The organism is Chryseobacterium cupriresistens, from assembly GCF_046614675.1.
Classification (GTDB): domain Bacteria; phylum Bacteroidota; class Bacteroidia; order Flavobacteriales; family Weeksellaceae; genus Chryseobacterium; species Chryseobacterium cupriresistens.
The window spans coordinates 15,285-33,914 of sequence record NZ_JBKKJT010000011.1; the positions used below are offsets into that span (position 1 = coordinate 15,285).

General features: G+C 36.7%; 14 protein-coding genes and 2 tRNA genes. 4 read left to right on the top strand and 12 right to left on the bottom strand.

Features of this window, described 5'->3' with window-relative positions; genetic code table 11:
• Positions 1 to 40: 40 nt before the first annotated feature.
• From ACLI50_RS20550 to ACLI50_RS20570, 5 genes are all read right to left on the bottom strand, one after another.
• Complete coding sequence (locus tag ACLI50_RS20550) at positions 41 to 1,198, bottom strand: pyridoxal phosphate-dependent aminotransferase (protein ID WP_411414535.1); 1,158 nt, start codon at positions 1,196 to 1,198, stop codon at positions 41 to 43.
• A gap of 2 nt (positions 1,199 to 1,200) precedes the next feature.
• Complete coding sequence (locus ACLI50_RS20555) at positions 1,201 to 2,277, bottom strand: FAD-dependent monooxygenase (protein WP_411414536.1); 1,077 nt, start codon at positions 2,275 to 2,277, stop codon at positions 1,201 to 1,203.
• Between the two features lie 327 nt (positions 2,278 to 2,604).
• A complete protein-coding gene (tnaA, locus tag ACLI50_RS20560; RefSeq protein ID WP_411414537.1) occupies positions 2,605 to 3,981 on the bottom strand; it encodes a tryptophanase TnaA in 1,377 nt (458 codons plus the stop codon).
• A 93-nt stretch (positions 3,982 to 4,074) separates the two neighbouring features.
• A complete protein-coding gene (locus ACLI50_RS20565) occupies positions 4,075 to 4,692 on the bottom strand; it encodes a DUF502 domain-containing protein (RefSeq protein WP_047377240.1) in 618 nt (205 codons plus the stop codon).
• A gap of 23 nt (positions 4,693 to 4,715) precedes the next feature.
• The gene (locus ACLI50_RS20570) at positions 4,716 to 5,294 is read right to left on the bottom strand and encodes a MiaE family protein (RefSeq protein ID WP_110011741.1); all 579 of its coding nucleotides are present in this window, start codon (positions 5,292 to 5,294) and stop codon (positions 4,716 to 4,718) included.
• A 201-nt stretch (positions 5,295 to 5,495) separates the two neighbouring features.
• Here ACLI50_RS20570 and ACLI50_RS20575 point away from each other — a divergent pair, with 201 nt between their 5' ends.
• A complete protein-coding gene (locus ACLI50_RS20575) occupies positions 5,496 to 6,665 on the top strand; it encodes a porin (protein WP_202840940.1) in 1,170 nt (389 codons plus the stop codon).
• A 12-nt stretch (positions 6,666 to 6,677) separates the two neighbouring features.
• Here ACLI50_RS20575 and ACLI50_RS20580 read toward each other — a convergent pair whose 3' ends face one another.
• Together ACLI50_RS20580 and ACLI50_RS20585 are read right to left on the bottom strand one after the other, a co-directional pair.
• Positions 6,678 to 7,775 (bottom strand): acyltransferase family protein, encoded by a 1,098-nt coding sequence (locus ACLI50_RS20580; RefSeq protein ID WP_411414538.1) that lies wholly within the window; start codon positions 7,773 to 7,775, stop codon positions 6,678 to 6,680.
• A 146-nt stretch (positions 7,776 to 7,921) separates the two neighbouring features.
• Positions 7,922 to 8,809, bottom strand: coding sequence for a neutral zinc metallopeptidase (locus ACLI50_RS20585; protein ID WP_137905702.1), 888 nt, complete (start codon positions 8,807 to 8,809; stop codon positions 7,922 to 7,924).
• A gap of 184 nt (positions 8,810 to 8,993) precedes the next feature.
• On the opposite strand from ACLI50_RS20585, the gene rplU reads away from it, so the two are divergent.
• The 3 genes from rplU (at position 8,994) to ACLI50_RS20600 (ending at position 10,183) form a co-directional block, all read left to right on the top strand.
• Complete coding sequence (rplU, locus tag ACLI50_RS20590; RefSeq protein ID WP_110011737.1) at positions 8,994 to 9,572, top strand: 50S ribosomal protein L21; 579 nt, start codon at positions 8,994 to 8,996, stop codon at positions 9,570 to 9,572.
• 12 nt (positions 9,573 to 9,584) lie between these two features.
• On the top strand, positions 9,585 to 9,842 hold the full coding sequence (gene rpmA / locus ACLI50_RS20595; RefSeq protein WP_002984034.1) for a 50S ribosomal protein L27: 258 nt from the start codon (positions 9,585 to 9,587) through the stop codon (positions 9,840 to 9,842).
• A gap of 176 nt (positions 9,843 to 10,018) precedes the next feature.
• Complete coding sequence (locus ACLI50_RS20600) at positions 10,019 to 10,183, top strand: bacteriocin-like protein (RefSeq protein ID WP_171006347.1); 165 nt, start codon at positions 10,019 to 10,021, stop codon at positions 10,181 to 10,183.
• A gap of 88 nt (positions 10,184 to 10,271) precedes the next feature.
• Here the strand turns inward: ACLI50_RS20600 and ACLI50_RS20605 are convergent, their stop codons facing one another.
• The 5 genes from ACLI50_RS20605 to rseP form a co-directional block, all read right to left on the bottom strand.
• A complete protein-coding gene (locus ACLI50_RS20605) occupies positions 10,272 to 12,803 on the bottom strand; it encodes a DUF5686 family protein (RefSeq protein ID WP_411414539.1) in 2,532 nt (843 codons plus the stop codon).
• A 276-nt stretch (positions 12,804 to 13,079) separates the two neighbouring features.
• A tRNA-Asn gene (locus ACLI50_RS20610) sits at positions 13,080 to 13,153 on the bottom strand.
• 369 nt (positions 13,154 to 13,522) lie between these two features.
• Positions 13,523 to 16,693 (bottom strand): S41 family peptidase, encoded by a 3,171-nt coding sequence (locus tag ACLI50_RS20615; protein WP_411414540.1) that lies wholly within the window; start codon positions 16,691 to 16,693, stop codon positions 13,523 to 13,525.
• A gap of 271 nt (positions 16,694 to 16,964) precedes the next feature.
• Positions 16,965 to 17,038, bottom strand: a tRNA-Asn gene (locus tag ACLI50_RS20620).
• A gap of 80 nt (positions 17,039 to 17,118) precedes the next feature.
• Positions 17,119 to 18,609: an RIP metalloprotease RseP gene (rseP, locus tag ACLI50_RS20625; protein ID WP_411414541.1), complete on the bottom strand. Its 1,491-nt coding sequence runs from the start codon at positions 18,607 to 18,609 to the stop codon at positions 17,119 to 17,121.
• Positions 18,610 to 18,630 lie beyond the last annotated feature (21 nt).

Genomic DNA, 18,630 nt, shown 5'->3' on the forward strand with positions numbered 1-18,630 from the left:
ATAATAATTAATTACCCAAATTTAATTAAAAATTTTAACGTTAAAAGCTGGTAATGATTCTGTTAATTCCTTCTTCCAAAATTTCCGTGGATGTAGAAAAGCAAATTCTTATATGTCCTTCGGCTCCTTTGCCGAACCACCTTTCTGATCCCGGAACAATGGCTACTTTTCCCTGCTGCAGAACATGCTGGGCGAACTCATCACTTGACATTCCGTTTTCAATCTTTGGAAACAATACAAACGTAGCCTCGGGCAGATTAGGGGTTACAATTTTTGAACGGCTTAATAGTCTGAACGCAAGATCTCTGTTGCTTTGCAAGTGCGTCAGAAACTCTTTATACCAGGGTTTCGCTTTCTCCAGAGCTACGCTTGCTGCAATCTGCGATAAAGTAGAAACACCTTCTATTGTGGAATTGAAATTGGATTTTTCTGTGAAGTCTTCAAGAATATCCTGATCATTACATAAGACAGCGCCTATTCTTAATCCTGCTATTCCGAATGATTTTGAAAATCCGTAAACGGTAAAGCTCTTTCTCTTTGCCTTCTCTGAAACGGAAGAATAGGTATGGAAGTCTTTATCATCATAAATAATATCACTCCAGATTTCATCACTCATTACCCAAAGATCATGAGCCGATGCAATTTCCGCCACTTGTATTAAAACTTCTTTAGAATACACTTTTCCAAGCGGATTGTGCGGATTGCATAGGCTGATAAGTTTGGTTTTGGAATTAATTAAAGAAACCAGGCTTTCAAAATCAATTTCTCCTGTTGTTGTATCTACTGGGCAAAGCATTACTTTTCCGCCTGCTGTTTCCACTGATTTTTTGAAAAGGAAATCAACAGGATCCAGAATAATGGCTTCGTCTCCGGGGTTAAGAACATAGGATGCGATGAGAAACATTCCCTGAGCAGCACTATTCACTGCCAAAACATTTTCTGGGGAGAAATTACCATGCTTTTCTGTATTAAAATGATCTGCAACGCTTTTCTTAAACTCAGGAAGTCCGGAAAATGGCCCATAGCTTAGATATCCGTCTTTCAGGTATTCAATAATTCCCTGTTCTATTTCAGGAGCTGTTCTGAAATCGGGATCGGCTGCCGTAAGAGGAATGATCCCGTCTTCCAGGGTAGCCCATCTTCCGTTGTAGGCTTTTCTTTTCAGGGCTTCAAAGTTGATATCGTTATTGGTAAACATATTTATTTATAGGATATAGGTAAAATATTTTCAGTCTGTTGATGGAGCGGGAGTAAAAACTGCTTAAGCAATGTTCTTCCATTATGAATGTGAATCTCTATTTCGGACTTTCTGCCTGCCTCATATTTATGGAAGACTTTCTGCATGTTTTCTTCTTCAACTAAGTATTTCGTTAATACAAAGGCATCTTTCAGAGCTGAGGTAACTCCCTGGCTGGTAAATGGAATAAGTGGGTGCGCTGCATCCCCGATGAATACGAAATTATCTTTGTAAAAAGGGTTTAACTCTTCCAGTTCATATACATTCCATAAATGTACATTTTTATAATGTGATTTCTGTATAATTTCCGGGACTAAAGGATGCCAGTTTTCGAAAATGTCAAGCATATATTTCTTTAAGTTTTCTGCGGAACATTCACTGATCATATATTTTTGATTATCAAACTGTGAATACCAAAGGATGGTATCTTCAGAAAGCTTGAGAATACCGAAAGTCAGTCCACCTTCCTCGTGGTGAAACTTCATAAAGTCATTATCAATAACATCCGCAATTTCTTTATTCTGAATGATATTGACGACTTCACTTTCTCTTACTATTCTCATGATTTCATCTTGAAAAAGATTTCTTCTGATCCGGCTTCTGGAGCCATCAGAGATCACTGCAATATCAGCGTCAATCTCAGTTCCGTCAGAAAGTTTCAGTTTTCCATTCTGCAGCTCATCAGGAATAATAGTTTCTTCATAAGTTATCTTGCCTGGAGTAAGGTTTTGTGTCAGTAAACTGATTAATGCATGCCTTGAAATGGCGAAAACATTGTTCAGTTCTTTTTCTGCGAGAATTTTTCCGGTGTGTGAATATTGGATGTATTTTTTCAGAAAATTTCCATGTTGGAGAAGAAGATCAGGATCAATGATCTGATAAAGATAATCCATTCCTTCTTTCGGAATGAGAAAGCCGTGACCTGCCAGATCTTTCTTTTTTCTCCTTTCGTAAATATGATAATCAATATTGTATTTTTCTAAGTAATTCGCCATGCTTAAGCCGGAAATACCGGCGCCCACGACAGCAATTTTCTTCATTTTTCGGAATAAAGTATTTTTCAGGTTGGTTTTTTAAGTATTTTTTTAATCCTTTAGATCAATACAAAATTAAATTAAAAACATTCACTATTTCAAAAAACGGCTTAATTTAATTTTGATTTCCTGAAAAATAAGATAAAAAGAGTAAGATAAGCCGGATAATAAAAGTATATGTTTGGTTTATATTTATTTATAAAAAAGATTTTTTTTTCAATATTTAAATAGCCTTAATTTATTTAAGTGGTAATGTGAAATTAAGATTGTTTTTTGCTTAAAAACGCTTAGTTTTGGTGCATAAAAAAACCGGAAGAAATTCCGGTTTTATGATTAAGCTTTTTCAAGCTGAACAGTAAAGTGTCTTAAGATTTCCGGTTCCCACGTAATCCTGTATCCTTTTGCTATTTCATCACGTCTTTCATATACGTTTCTGATAGCAGCAGCAATATAATCCATGTGGTTGTTGGTGTAGGTTCTTCTTGGAATAGCCAGTCGTACCAGCTCTAACTTCGGATAACGGTTTTCTCTAGTAGCAGGATCTCTGTCTGCCAATAATGTTCCGATTTCTACAGTTCTGATCCCTGCCTCCTTATAAATTTCCAGCCCTAATGTCTGAGCCGGATATTCTTCACGGGATACATTTGGAAGAAAGTTTAAAGAATCGATGAATACAGCATGTCCTCCGATAGGCTTTTGAACAGGAATTCCGTATTCAATTAATTTATTACCCAGATATTCAACCTGAGAGATTCTGCTTTCAAGATAAGCAAACTCAGTAGCTTCATCCAGACCTACAGCTAATGCTGCCATATCTCTTCCCGCCATTCCTCCATAAGTAATAAAACCTTCGTAAATGATGGTGAAATTGGATGCTTTTCTGAAAACTTCTTCGTTACTCAAAGCTATAAATCCTCCGATGTTTACTAAACCATCTTTTTTAGAACTCATAGTCATTCCGTCTCCGTAAGAGAAAATTTCCTTACAGATATCTTTAATGCTTCTGTTTTCCTGTCCTGCTTCTCTTTGTTTGATGAAGTAAGCATTTTCAGCAAATCTCGCTGAATCAAAAAATACAGGAATTCCATATTGGTCGGAAAGGGCTTTTACTGCCTTCATGTTTTCCAAAGAAACAGGCTGTCCTCCTGAAGAATTACAGGTAATGGTAATTAAACAGAAAGGGATGTTTTCTTTAGGATGGCTTTTATAAACTTCTTCCAGTTTTTCAAGGTTAATATTTCCTTTGAAAGGATGAAGATCATTAATATCAAAAGCTTCGTCTATCGTACAGTCAATTGCATGTGCCTTTCTGAATTCGATATGACCTTTTGTCGTATCAAAATGCGAGTTCCCAGGAACTACATCACCTTCTTTTACCAATACTGAGAAAAGGACGTTTTCAGCAGCTCTTCCCTGGTGGGTTGGTAATAAATATTTGAATCCTGTTATTCTTTCAACAGTTTTTTGTAATTGTTCAAAAGAACGTGATCCGGCATAGCTTTCATCTCCGGTCATTAAAGCAGCCCATTGTTTATCAGACATAGCCCCCGTTCCTGAATCGGTAAGCAGGTCAATATAAACATGTGAAGATCTTAGGTTGAAAAGGTTATAATTAGCTTCTTTAAGCCATTGCTCTCTTTCTTCTCTGGTGGATTGATAGATTTCTTCCACCATTTTAATGCGGAAAGGTTCCGCGTACGGTAAATTCATGAGTTAAATTATGTTTTAAATTGTTTGTAAAGAAAATGTGCTTGAAAATAATTTTTCAAAATTCATCAATGTATAGATAAGTCGGAAAAGGGATTATTCCGGAGCCTTAAATATATTTTCATCAGAATGGAATCCGGCTACACCGCCGCTCACAGCAAATTTCATGGCAGAAGCTGCTGTCATTCCTACTACAGGTTTGATGTTTTTTTCTTCAGTAACAATTACCCAGCCCGAGATGGCATACGAGTGGGGAAGATATACCGCAACGTAATTATGCTTATCAACGTCCGACATTTCTTTTTGAGTTAAAAAGCCAATTCTCCAGATTTCCGGATTTTCATTGGTTTTTACCCATACGGGATCGTTGAATTTTTTCTTGTCGCCTACAAATGAAGACATGACGTCTTTCGTAGGAGTATAGATGTGTTTTACTCCCGGAGTTTTCTCCAGCAAGCTGTCCATCGTGTCGAAAAAGAATCTTCCGACTACGAATTTATTTCCTAAATACCCCAGAATAGCCGTAAACAGGATGATAGATACAAATACAAGCCCCGGAATCTGCTTGGCAAGAGAAGGCACAAGGTTGTCAATCGCACTTACAATATACCAGATCACAAAAATAGTAAGCCCGATAGGCCCAATGATAACCAACCCCTGAAAAAAATTCTTCAGGAACAGATTGGCAATATTTTCAAAGCTTGGCTTCTTCAAGGTGTATTCTTTACTATTTTATTTTAACCGTGAATCGTTTCTTTATTTCCGTAGGATTTAATAATGCTGGCCTCATATTCCAGCCATTCTTCCCAACGTTTGTTTACTTTTTCAGGATTTCCCAGTTGTCTTGCAAAGCCGATAAAAGTAGTGTAATGATTGGCTTCGGAAATCATCAGTTCTTTGTAAAAAACTTTAAGCTCTTCGTCTTTGATATTTTCGGTAAGAACTTTGAATCTCTCGCAGCTTCTGGCTTCAATCATTGCGGCAAACAGCATTTTGTCTACGATGAGGTCTTCTCTGCTTCCCTGAATGATAAATTTTGCCAGCTCATTCACGTAATCATCTTTTCTTGCTCTTCCAAAAGTAAAGCCTCTTTTTTTGATGATTTCATGTACCTGATTGAAATGATCCAGTTCTTCCTGTGCAATGGCAAGAAGTTCTGTTACAATCTCAGGATATTCCGGAAGCATCGTGATCAGGCCTATTGCATTGGTTGCTGCTTTTTGCTCACACCAGGCATGATCCGTTAAAATTTCTCCAATGTTTCCTTCTGCAATATTTGCCCACCTTGGGTCGGTAGGTAGTTTCAACTTAAACATGTTGTAAATTTTTTGTAAATTTAAACAAATTGGACATATTTAATGCTTCTGATGTGACAGATTTTATTTTCTATTGAATTTTGTACAATCAGAACTGTCTTTTTTGTAGCATTGCAAATATGAATTAATGATATCCTGTTATTTTACGGTAATAAAAAAACTAATGACTCAATCACAATGATTAGACAATACTATTTGCCCATGCTATTTTCATTACTTTTTACGGTGAAAGGACTACCTGTCTATGGTCAAAATGTAAAAGATTCAGTTGAAATATCTCTAAGACCCTATGCGAGTCTTCGCGGTCATATGGCAGTGTATGACCATAAAATGGAACTTCAGGAAAATGCATCAAGAATCGGAATGGAGCTGAATATCAAAAAAGGAACATTGGGTTTTATTGCAGGCGGAGAAGTGCAGTTAAATATGTTTCGTGGAAGTACCTCATTTAATGTGGATGGAAGCCTTTCCAGTGGATTTGTTTCGATAGAATCCTCACAATCTAGACAGGTTTTCGGTAATAGGCTTGGTTATTTGGGAATTGATCTGGGGAAATATGGAATCCTTACCATTGGGAAGCAATGGGGTGTTTATCGGGACATCACTTCTTACACTGACCGGTTTAATGTTTTTGGGGCAAGAGCATCTGCTACATTTGTCGGAGGTACTGATGGTGGAGAAACCGGAACAGGACGTGCGGATCAGGCCCTTATTTACCGTAACCGCTTTGGAAATCTGTATATCGGAGGGCAGATCCAGGCCAGAGGGGGAAATAATGATCATTTTATTGATGGATTTGGTGGCTCTGTTCAATATAAAATTACAGATGGTTTTTTTGCCGGAGCAGCTTATAACAGGGCTTTTCTGAGTGACCGTCTAATACAGAATGGCGGGGCAATAGGTATTACCGGCCAACCCACTTATTTTTCTTTAGGAGCAAAGTACACCGGGAAAATTTTGGATTGGAGTGTTCTTTTTGTTCTGCATAAAAACGGAGATTTTTCACAGAGTTTTTATCAGAACCCTGGAATGGAGGTAGCTCAATCAATTATGGTATTCAATGCTAAAGGACTGGAGTTTTTTGGAAAATATAAACTTGATAAGTTTTCTATTCTTGCGGGATATAATTTATATGTCCCGGACATAAAAAATACAGAAATAATTTCCGGGCAGTATCATCTGGATCCGGGTTTTAAAAGGAATGATTGTATTGTTGGTGTTTCTTATCACCCCTTTAATTTTGTCCAGATTTATTCAGAACAAAGAATTTCTATGGGTAAAACATCATTGGGAGAAAGAGAAAAAAGTGTTTTTACTCTTGGACTAAAAATTGATCTCTCCAAAACTTTCATTAAAAATTTTGACCTTTAAAAGATATAATTATTATGATTTATTAATGGCTGTGTTTTTCCTGAAGTATTCTAAAAGTCTCCAGCCTGTTTCATCTACTTTTTTCAATCCTGCTGAAATAATGAAGGCTAAAATAATATTAATCCCATAAATAATGAGCATTAAAAGCCACCATGGCATATTTTCTTTTAGTGGAACTACCAGGAAATAAACGAGCGAAGAGCTTATTCCCTGTGCAAAATAGAAGAAAATAGCATTCTTCCCGATATAGGTAATAAAGTTTTCTTTTGTGATCTTCAGCCGGTTGTAAAGAACAAATAAGGTTACCAGAGAGAATAATGCCCAGATGATATAAGGGATTTTCGGCGGGAATTTATTTCTATTGATTTTGTAGAAAATATCTCCTCCATAGTACCAGAACATCCATATAAGAGCCATTCCTGTAAGTGCATATAGTACAGGAATTGCTTTGGTGGAGATCTTTTTTCCACGCATTTTGTGTCCTGTTAAAAAAACAGCAAGGTAGAAAGCAACATATCCCACTTGTCCTGTTGGGTAATATTCCGGGAAGATATTGAATAGCAAGGTTATAGCAATACAAAGTCCGATGAACCAATTGATATGTTTCGGGAAGAACCTTAAAATAAGTACACCGAAAACGGTAAGTACATAATAGACTTTTAAATACCAGAAGCTTCCCATTACTACCGGAAACGTGTCGGCATTGGTGTACTGATGAAGATACCAGTTTCCGAGATTTTCCCATTGAGGGTATGCTGAAACACTGGTTGCGGAGTATTTGGATCCAAATGTTGAATAAAAGTTCTGCAGCCATTCCATGGAAAAGAAACTCAGGCCAAACACTTTAAAGAAGTAATCTAAAAAGAACAGGAAAGTCACAAAAATCATATAGGTGATCTGGAGTTTCAGAAGACGATATAATGTTTTTTCAATATTCGCTCCCGAAGTGATTCCGCTCAAAGCATAAAAAAGAGCTACGTCAAAAACAAGCGAGAAAACTCTTACTTCAGCGGGAATATAAAATTGTCCAGACCAGAAAGCGGTATGGATAAATATGATGGAAAGTGTTGCCAGTCCTTTGGCGAAATCAATATAGAGATCTCTGTTCATTATAGGTGGGTTGGAAGTTCTTTGTAATTTTTTCAAAAATACAAACAAATTGATTGTTTAAGACATAAAAGATTTTTTAAACAAAAAAGGGGCGGAACATACTGCCCGCCTCCTTTCTTAAATATGCTAAAAATGAATGTTCTCGTTTATTGAAGATGTTTAAATTCTTCAGCAGAAATTTCTCCTGTCTGAATTTTTCTCAGCTCATCTATATATTGACTCATGTAGGCATCAATTTCAGGATTTACTGTGTTTTTAGCCATCTTATAAGTACCATTTAAAACTCCCTGATAATAATAAAAGAAGTTGTAATCGAAATTGGAGGCATTAAGATCGTACTGGCCCAGAAGGAATCCTAAACGAACTGCTGATCTTCTCTGCGCTGGTGTTCCATGGTGGTTTACATTTGTTGTCTGATAGTCACCGATACTTTGAGCAAACTCATAGGCTGCCGCAATTTCCGGGAAGCTGGTTTTATTGTACCCGTTAGGTCTTCTCAGATAATATCCTGCAAAACCATCTGCCTCAAGCTCGTTTGGTCTGTACGTTGACTCCGATACAGAAGGAAGATTGAAAATATACTGCAGCTGATGTCCGTATTCATGAGCAAGAATCATTGCGTTTACAATATCGCCGCCTTTTGATTTTGCATCATAATAAATAGCGTACCCATAATAGATCTTTCCTGTTGAGTAGGAAATAGCATTGTAGGTTGAATTGAAATTGGACGGATCATTTACAAAACGCAGAGTAGGGGTGCTTCTTCCCCACATGCTTGCAATTCTGGTCATCTGGCCGTTCATAAAATTAGTGTCTGTGGAGTTTTGAAGCCCGGTCAGTAAGACTGAATTGGTGCTCCAGTTGTTGTCTACATAGGAGCATCCTTTTTCAGTAGTTCCCGGCTGATCAACTTTTGCACTCAGTGCTTCTTGTTGAGGTTGAACATTGTTGTCCATTTGGTCATCACTACATGCTGTCAATGAAGTTACAGCAATGGCACCTGCTAGTAAGCAGAGATTAAAGTTTCTTTTCATATATAATATCAATTTGGTAAAACGAATTTATGAAATTATCTCTTAATTGTGAGTACATTAATAAAAAAAATTAATCAAAATAAAGTGAATAAGGTTTTATTTAAAAAAACATTGCTTTGATTGTAAGCTATTTAGAAATTTATATGTATATTTGCACCTCGAAATAACTAAAAATTTATAAACAATGTTTGCAATTGTAGAAATAGCAGGGCTTCAATACAAAGTTGAGCAAGACCAGAAGTTGTTTGTAAACCGTTTAAAAGGAGATAAAGGAGGAAAAGTTTCTTTCGATAAAGTTCTTCTTACTGTAAACGGTGCAATCACTGTAGGCGCCCCAGCTGTAAACGGAATCACTGTAGAAGCAGAGATCCTTGACCACGTTAAAGCTGATAAAGTAATCGTTTTCAAAAAGAAAAGAAGAAAAGGTTACAAAGTGAAAAACGGTCACAGACAATCTTTAACTCAAATCGTAATCACTGGTATTACAGGTTTTGAAGGTGGTGCTAAAAAAGCTGCTGCTAAAAAAGAAACTGTGAAAGGTGAAGTTCTTTCTGACAACGCAACTGTTAACTTTGGTGAAGATCACGAGTTGAACTATCACTTAAAGAAAAACAACTTGTCTCAGTCTAAAGAGAACAGAGAAACTTTAATTACTTTAGGTAAAGCAGTTAAAGTTGAATTAGAAAAGAATGTTCTTACTCATGAAGAAGTTGATGCTGCTATCATTAAGAACATCGATCAATTTAAAGCACTTAATAAATAATCCAGTAATAAAATGGCACACAAGAAAGGAGTCGGTAGTTCCAAGAACGGTAGAGAGTCTCACTCTAAAAGATTAGGTGTGAAGATTTTCGGAGGACAAGAAGCTATTGCCGGAAATATTATTGTTAGACAAAGAGGTACTCAGCACCACCCAGGTGATAACGTGGGAATCGGTAAAGATCACACTTTGTTTGCATTAGTAGATGGTAAAGTAGTTTTCAGAAAGAAAGCAAACAACAGATCTTTCGTATCTGTAGAACCAAACGCATAATTTAAGCGTTTTATAAAAATTAAAACCTCAGTTTTTACTGAGGTTTTTTTATGTACTGTTTTTATAAAATTCTTTTTTTTGGTGAAATATGTTTATATTTGATAACTGACATGCTTTAAAATAGTTGCGGAAGCCGAAAAGCAAATAGAGTAGGCAGTAAATAAAACTAAACAATCATGAAAAATTTAAGAAAACTAACCAAAGCCAGTCTGAGAAATATTAACGGCGGAGAAGTGTGGTGTCCGGCAAAACCAATTACATCATGTAGTGTATGGTGCGGATTGACAAAGGAGCAGCAAATGCGTTGCCTGCTTGATGTAGAAGGTTGCGAGTGCTTTTAATCATCAAGGCAGTCCTTATTATATAAGCTTTAAAAAAAATTCGGCGGCTTCATTGAAGCCGCCGAATCTGTTATATGGTATATTTACTTTAGAATCCTACCTGGAATCCTGCTTTAACGCCAAACTTTGAGATATCCGGTTTGTCAAGATAATTTCCTCTCCAGTTAAAATCTACTCTGAAGATTCTCAGGTTTCCGATTCCTATATTTTCTATTCCGAATCCATATTCATAATAGATATGTTCGCTTGGTGCAGAATATTTAAAACCTTCTACATTGATTGCTTTGGAAGCATTGCTTAATGTTCCGTAGGCTCCTCTGATAAATGCAACTTCTCTCAATTTCAGCTTTTTAATCAATGGAATATAAGAAAGTATTTTACCGTTAAAATGATGCTCAAGCTGAAGTGTAGTATAGGCATCCGTCACAAACTCATAATAATTAAGCTGGGAGAAAGTATTTGGTACCAGACCATATGAAAGGTTGGCAGGAATAATATTCTGTAATGCCAATGGAACTGTACTGAAGTTCTTTCCAGCTTCGAAATTAACCACTAGTTTTCCCATACTTCCAATCAAAAACGGCTTGTATAGCATGAATTGAAGCTTGTCATAATTGAAGTCAGCATTAAACAAACCTTCAATACCTCGCGTGTATCTTAAAACGATGGTTGGTGCCAGGTTTCTCGCCTGATAACGGTCAATACCGGTTTGTGAGAATTTTGCACCAGGTTTGGCAATTAAACTGATAGTAACATGGGAATCATTAACAGTTTTCCTTAGCTGGCCGTCTTTATAATACATCAGATTGAATTTCTCAGGGATAGCAGATTTAATACTCTGCATCACTCCATCTATTCTTATCTGAAAGTTTTTCCATGGCTCAATAGCTGCAAAAATACTTGTCTTATTTACAGAACTTAAGGAAATGTTTTCTCCTCTTGCAAAAAAGGTACTGGTAGATGAAGATTGCGGCGTAACTCCATCACCAGATGTAAGCTGTCCCCCAAGCTGCACAATGTCTCTGCTGGTTCCTGCACCAATCATAAAACGGTTAAGCTTATTGAACATATATCTTGCCTCTACTCCATATTTAAACTGCTGATCCTTGAAGCCATAAGCTGTATAAAATTGTGCTCTCCAGGTATCATTCAATCCGAAATAAGTTCTTGCTCCTAATCTTATTCTGTCCCCTTCTACTTCATTTCTTCCATAAATTGAGAAAATAGGACCAATATCTATTCCTTTAAAGGCATTATAATAACGTGAGCCAAGAGTTTCAAACAGTTTTACCATCCGGTTGAATTTCGGGGTCTGCTGAAGCTGGTCAAGCATGTTGTAAACGCCCTGTTCTGCTTTGGATAAGGTGTCAGGTCTGGCTTTTGTCCAGTAAGCATCATCTTTATTGGTAAATTTATCTTCGTATTCTTCTTCGGTACGTTTGAATACTTTCGGATCAAGAGGTTTATTGAACTGATAATCGGAGTAATCTACCGATCTTTTGGCGATGATGCTTTTGGCGCCTTTCTTCTTTGAGAAAGGGCTCATTTCAAATTCTGTCACCAGTTTTTTGGGAAGAAACGTAGCATCATCAGGATTGTCATATTCTACCTGAGTATACACACTGTTGACAAAGTTGACGTTAATCTTCTGTGTTGACTTTAATGTTGCTCCTAAAACGGCATAAGTATCGGTATCAATATAAAGGTTTCCCTGAAATGCAAGAACATCTTTTCTCTTTGGCTGGTATCTTATCTGGAAGGCTTTTTCCCCACGAATCGTAATGGTGTCCATAAGACTATAATCATAGGTGCTGAAACCGTCACTTCCAACGGGACTCTGGAATCCGATATCGAAATAATTCAGGGTATTGTCGTAGATATTGATATCACGGTATAAGTTTTTTGCAGAAACCGTTATGACCTGATTGTCCTGGAAGCCTGAGGTTTTTTGGGCAACCAGTGTTCTTTTACTGTCTTTGTCCGGTCTGTTTTTACCATAATTTTCATAAACGGCTTCATTCAGGAAGATAGGAAGACCAAGTCTTCCACTTGCAGTAGAATCTGCATAACTGAAAATGAAATCAAGTTTATTGAAAATCTTTTTCTTCATGAACGCACTGTCAAGATTGTTCAGGTCAAACTGTGTTTTTTCGTATTCTTTATATGAATAAGTATCGAATTTTTCCAGTCCGTTATTTCTTTTTTGCGCCCACACTTTCTGCATAATTGCATAAGCAGGATTTTCTTTCTTGTTTTTATATTTTGTTTTTCCGCTTTGAAGAACAATCTCCTGAATATCGCTTACTTTAGCCTGTGATAGCTGTACGAAAATATTGTCAGCATTTTCAGGGGTAATATCAAGGGTTTCTGTGGTATAATTTTTTCTGGAAAATCTTAACTGATGGATGATGCTGTCTGACTTAACAATGAAATTGCCCGAAGTTGTCGTTAAGGCAGGTGTTTTATCATTGTTGATAAAAATATCAACGTTATTCAGTTCTTTATTGTTCTTTTCGTCAACCACCTTACCGCTGACCTTGTTTTGAGCACATACGGAACCGGCGAGAATCAGGAAAAAAAATAAAAAATAGTGTTTTTGGGAGTTATTGTTTAACATCATTTGTTTCTTCAGGCATTTAGCATAAACAAAAAGCATGCAGTTTAATTAAAAAACAGGTAAAAAAATAAAAAATTTTTATTCTATCCTATAAAACGACAAAAGTAGCGAAAATAATATATGTATTGATTAAAAATTAACCGGGAATTTTTTATGCTTAAAATATAATAATCAGAGCGTTAAAACAACGTGAAAGTGAAAATTTTTAAGATCATTTCGGTGTTTTTTTGTGGAACTTATAAAATGAAAAAAGACTTACAGAAATGTAAGTCTTTTTTGCTCCTCCTGCTGGGCTCGAACCAGCGACCCTCTGATTAACAGTCAGATGCTCTAACCAACTGAGCTAAGGAGGAATTTCCTTTGTTTTAAGTGGTGCAAATATAGTATGAATATCCATACCAAGCAAGTTTTTATTCTTGAATATTCATCGAAAGAAGCTATTGATTTATTTTTCAATAAATTAAATTTTAAATATTTTTTGTGATGGGCAGAGATTATTAGAGATGTCTTAAATTCCAGTCTGTAGCTTTGGAATTTTTACCCGCTTTGTTTGTAAAAAATGTGTTACGATAGCTCTCATCTGCAATTCCAGGTTTATCCGCGAGCTTGAAAAAAATTTGCATTGATAAAAAAGTTGTCATTATAGAATCAAATACTGGAATAAGATCAAATAAAAAGACCTACAGAAATGTAAGTCTTTTATCTTTTATAGCTCTGAAATTTTACTTCTTTAAATCTTTAAGAATTTCCTGAACAGCCCTTTCCAACTGAGGATCGTTATTCTGAAGACGGTCCATAAAAGTATTTTTAACATAAATGTCTGGTTTTACCCCTGTTTTTTCAAGATTTTGTCCGTCCAATGTGTAGGTTCCCCATGCAGGAAGTCTGTAAGAAGATCCGTCTACCAATCCTTTGGCGGAAGTGAAAATAATCCATCTGTAAGTATCCTGACCGATGATTTTCCCCAGTTTCAGTGCTTTGAACCCGGCTGCAGTCATTTCGGCATCACTCAATGAAGCTTCATTAATCAAAAGGACGATAGGTTTTCCGGAAGGAGCAAAGTTGGGTTGGGTTGTTATTTTTCCTTCACGGTATTTCCATTGTAAATAAGGTCTCTGAGAAAGGAAATTCAATACTTTATCATGCACATTTCCACCGGTATTGTAACGTAAGTCAAGAATAACAGCATCTTTTCTGTTTTCCTGTTCTACCATGTCCAGAAGAAAATGATCCAGCTCATCAGTAGACATGTTTTTCATGCAGGAGTAGGCAATACGGTTGCTGCTAAGCTTATCTACACGCTGATGATTATTGTAGATCCAATCGTCGTAAAGCAAGCCTTTTAATTCTCCATTAGAAATCGGATGTACTTTGGTAGTTACCGTTTTACCATCACGATTAAAGGTAAGAACCAGCTCATCCTGTTTTTTAGGGCTTGTGAAATACGTTTCTATATTTTCGTTAAGATCAATCTTTTTCCCGTTTACAGAAGTCAGTTGGTCTCCAGGTTTGATATCAACGCCGGAACGGTAAGCAGGGGATTTTCTCAGAATGCTTTCTACCGTGTAGGGCTGGTCTTTTTTGAAGATAATTCCTGTTTCGTTCGTAAAATAGTTCAGGAACATGGTTTCTTCCTTTCCGGTAGAAGAAAATCCGGTGTGTGAAGAATTAAGCTCTCCTAAAAGATCATTCAATAATATTCTGAGATCATTCCTGTTATGAACATACGGAAGATACTTGGCATATTGCTCCTTTTTAGCTTTCCAGTCGATACCATGGAACTTTTCATCGTAGAAATTTTCTTCCACACCTGTCCATGCTTCAGCGTACATCTGGGTAAATTCTGATGCCAGATCTTTATCAAAACTGTATTGGATGTTGATCTTTTCAGGCTTTAATGCCGCTACAGTTGTTTTGTAAATATTACCTTCTATCAGGGCAAACAGGTTTTTATCATTTTTGGTTAGATAATAAGCCGCTTTATCGAAAACTTTTTCAGATTTGGCAGGCTCAAAATCTGTGAATACCTTTTTAAACAGCTGTCTTTTTCCATTGTCCTGATTAGAATTGAAAAGAAGAATTTCTTTTTTATCATCAGCGAAAACAGCTGGATCATCCTGGTATCCATATCGGTCGGTAACCAGTTCAATTCTGTCAAGAGTGTCATCAGGATTAACCTTCAATTCCTTGATTACCGGCTCTTTTTCTTCCTTTTTATCCTTGTCTTCCTCTTTCTTATCCTTCTTGTCTTTTTCTTTATCTGAAGATTTTTCCTCCTTCTTTTCTTCAGTGAAGAGATTGTCGAATTTTTCAGACTTAAATGGCTCGTCAAACCAATCCAAAGCCATACGGTAAATGTTGGATTTCTGCATGCCTAAAGGATAAGACGGATTGGTCCTGTCGCTGGCGAAATAAATATATTTTCCGTTTGGAGACCACACAGGATCTTCTTCAGAAACGCCGGTATTGGTAAGGTTTAAAGTCTGTCCTTTTTTGATGTGATAGATGAAAATATCGAGCTCGAAGTTTCTTTTTGCCGAGAATAATACATATTCGTTATTAGGGGAGAAAGAAGGCCTTGAGTTTTGGAATGCCCAAATCTCGTCTTTTACAATAGTTGTAGATGTAAAACTTTTTAAATCCAATAATCGTACTTCATCTCTTCCGCTTAAATAAACAGCTTTTGAAAGATCACTATTGAGTGTGATGCTGCGGTTATTTCTTGAATCTTCCGTTAATTGCTTCGGCTTGCCTTTTCCATCGGCCGGAATAGTAAACCAGTTCTGATAGCCGTTATAAGTCTGGTTGTAAAGAAGAGTACGGTTATCTTTCAGCCATTTCACTTCCATGGCGCGTTCTTTTCCATCAGAGACCTGCTGGGCAAATTTTCCTTCAATATCAGAAACGAATATGATTCCACGGTTTATGAATGCCATTTTTTTTCCGTCCGGAGATACGTCATAATAGGAAATATTATTTTCCACATTGAAATTCTGAGCTTTTTCCAGGGTTTTGTTGGTATTCAGGCTGATGTTGAGAGGAGTTGTGTTTTTTGAGGCGACATCATAAGTATAAAGCTGGTAATCCTTTTCAAAAATAACTTTGGAACCATCTGCTGAAACAAATGGTTTTTTAATGGAAGTTTCAAATTTCGTTAAGGCAGTCTTTTTACCATTTTCGATTTTATAAAGATTATATTCTCCATTATTTTCATCAGAAATAAAATAGATAATACCATTTTTATCTACACTTGGGTTGAAGTCTTTTCCTTCATAGTTGGTGTACTGTTTGAAAGAATTGTTTTTTGGGTTGTATCCAAGAATATCAGGATTATTTTCTCCTTTATAACGCTTACGCTGTACCTGATGGGCACTTTCTGAAGAACTTGTGAAAAGATATTCTCCTGAAGGAGTTTCTACAAGACCATTGGTATTATTAAAATAATTGTTGAAAAGCTTTTGTGGGGTTTTCCCCTCAATTGTAGTTTTAAAGCTGCCGAAACTATTATTTCTGTTGGAAGTAAAATAAATCGTTTTGCTGTCCCACGCCCAGCTTTCCATTTCATCCCTTCCGGTATGGAAGGTTAATTGCTTGATAGTTCCTCCTCCTGCAGGCATTACATACACATCATAATTTCCATATTGATTAGAACTGAATGCAAGCCATTTTCCATCCGGGGAAAGACGGGGATTAATTTCTTCTCCGTCCAGAGCGGTAATTCTTGAAGCGTTTCCTCCATTAGAGTCTGCTTTCCAGATATCGCCGTCATATGCAAAATAAGCTGTTTTTCCATCCGGACTTAATGAGGGACCTGATAAAAAATAAGACTTTTCCTGTGCCGAAATCCCTGCAATAGAAAATGCTGTTAATAACGAAATAATAGTTTTCTTCATGGTAGAATGGGGTATTTATGCAATACGATATATTGATTTTATTATTCTTTGTTGTTGCAGAGAAATACTCATCTGAAGAAAATTTTCTCAGTTTGAATAACTCTTCCAATAATAGTCGAATTATTACGGAAATAGTTACATGAAACACCTGGAAAACTGAATAATATCGTTGAAACAGAAAGTAAGTTGCACATGGTTATTGTATAGTGCAGTTGTACAATTCGTCAGATTAAGCCACAAAAAAAGACTCACATTTCTGTAAGTCTTTCTGCTCCTCCTGCTGGGCTCGAACCAGCGACCCTCTGATTAACAGTCAGATGCTCTAACCAACTGAGCTAAGGAGGAATGTCCTTTGTTTTAAGTGGTGCAAATATAGGACGAATATTTATACCCTACAAATATTTTTAAGAAAAATTTTAAAAAAATTATAATTTACCCATAAATACTTTGAAGATGTCACTTCCAAAGATCAGTAACATCAATCCTAACAGGAAGATAACTCCAATCATCTGTGCGTTTTCCAAAACTTTCTGAGGAACAGGTTTTCCTACAATAATTTCATATAAAGTAAATAAAACGTGTCCACCATCAAGTCCCGGAATCGGAATAAGGTTCAGGAATGCCAGCCATACGGAGAACATTGCTGTAAAGCTCCAGAAAGCCACCCAGTTGATTTTAACGCTTCCATCCGCATCCTTATCTACAGGCATATTCTTTACAATAGCAATAGGCCCTCCAACGTTTTTATACCCCTGAACTTTAGAATTGAACATGATTTTGAACTGCTTAACCTGAGTCGTTAATGCTTCAATAGTTCTTGTGAATCCTCTTGGAATAGCTTCTCCGAAAGAATACTTTTTATTCGTTACAATATCTTTTGCTATGCTTTTGGTATCAATGGCGATCCCCAGTTTTCCGTTTTTGTCCACAGAAACTGCCGGTAATGTCTGTACAGCTCCGTTTCTTTCAACATCCACAGAAACTGTTTTTCCTTTATTTTCACTTAAAAGAGTGCTTACTTCATCAAAGAATGCCGCTTTCTTTCCGTTGATTCCTACAATTTTATCACCTTTTGCCAGTCCGGATGACTGGGAAGAAGGAGTTGCCAATGAGTCAATAACCATAGAAACTCTTGGTGTGATGTATAGTTTTGCTTCTCTCTGCTTAAGAACGTCTGCTACACCGTCTGCATTGACAGGGAAAGTAACTTCCTGTCCGTTTCTGTTTACGGTAACATGATCTCCCAAAAGGATATTGATGGAAGTATTTTCAAGTCTTTCTGCCGGTTTTCCGTCTACACTAATGATTTTGTCACCATTCTGGAAACCCATTTTCTTTCCTGCAGAAGTGGCTTCAATACCATTTTTAAATTTTGTAATATCTGTATAAGTTTCTCCGTTGAAGAATGATAAACAGCTGTAGATTAACCACGCAAGAAAAAAGTTAACGGTAACTCCCCCCAGCATAATGATAAGTCTCTGCCAGGCTGGTTTTGATCTGAACTCCCAAGGTTCTGCCGGTCTTTTCATCTGAGCAGTATCCATACTTTCGTCCACCATTCCTGCAATCTTCACGTATCCTCCAAAAGGAAGCCAGCCGATTCCGTATTTTGTTTGCTCAGGGTGTTTTCTCCAGTCGTTGTCCGGAAGTTTTGATATATCGATAGGAACTTCTTCCTTCTTTCCGTTCACTTCTATTACTTCAGAATCCGGTAAGTTTTTTGATAAAAATTTATACTGCCATTTTCCGTTGATTTTCTTCATGGAGAATATGGAGAAGTAAGGATCAAAAAACAGGAAAAACTTCTCTGCTCTGGTCTTGAACCATATTGCCGGTAAAAAATGCCCAAGCTCATGAAGAAGCACAAGTATAGAGATGCTCAGAATGAACTGAAAAAGTTTGATTGCTATTTCCATTAATAAATTTTAGATTTTAAT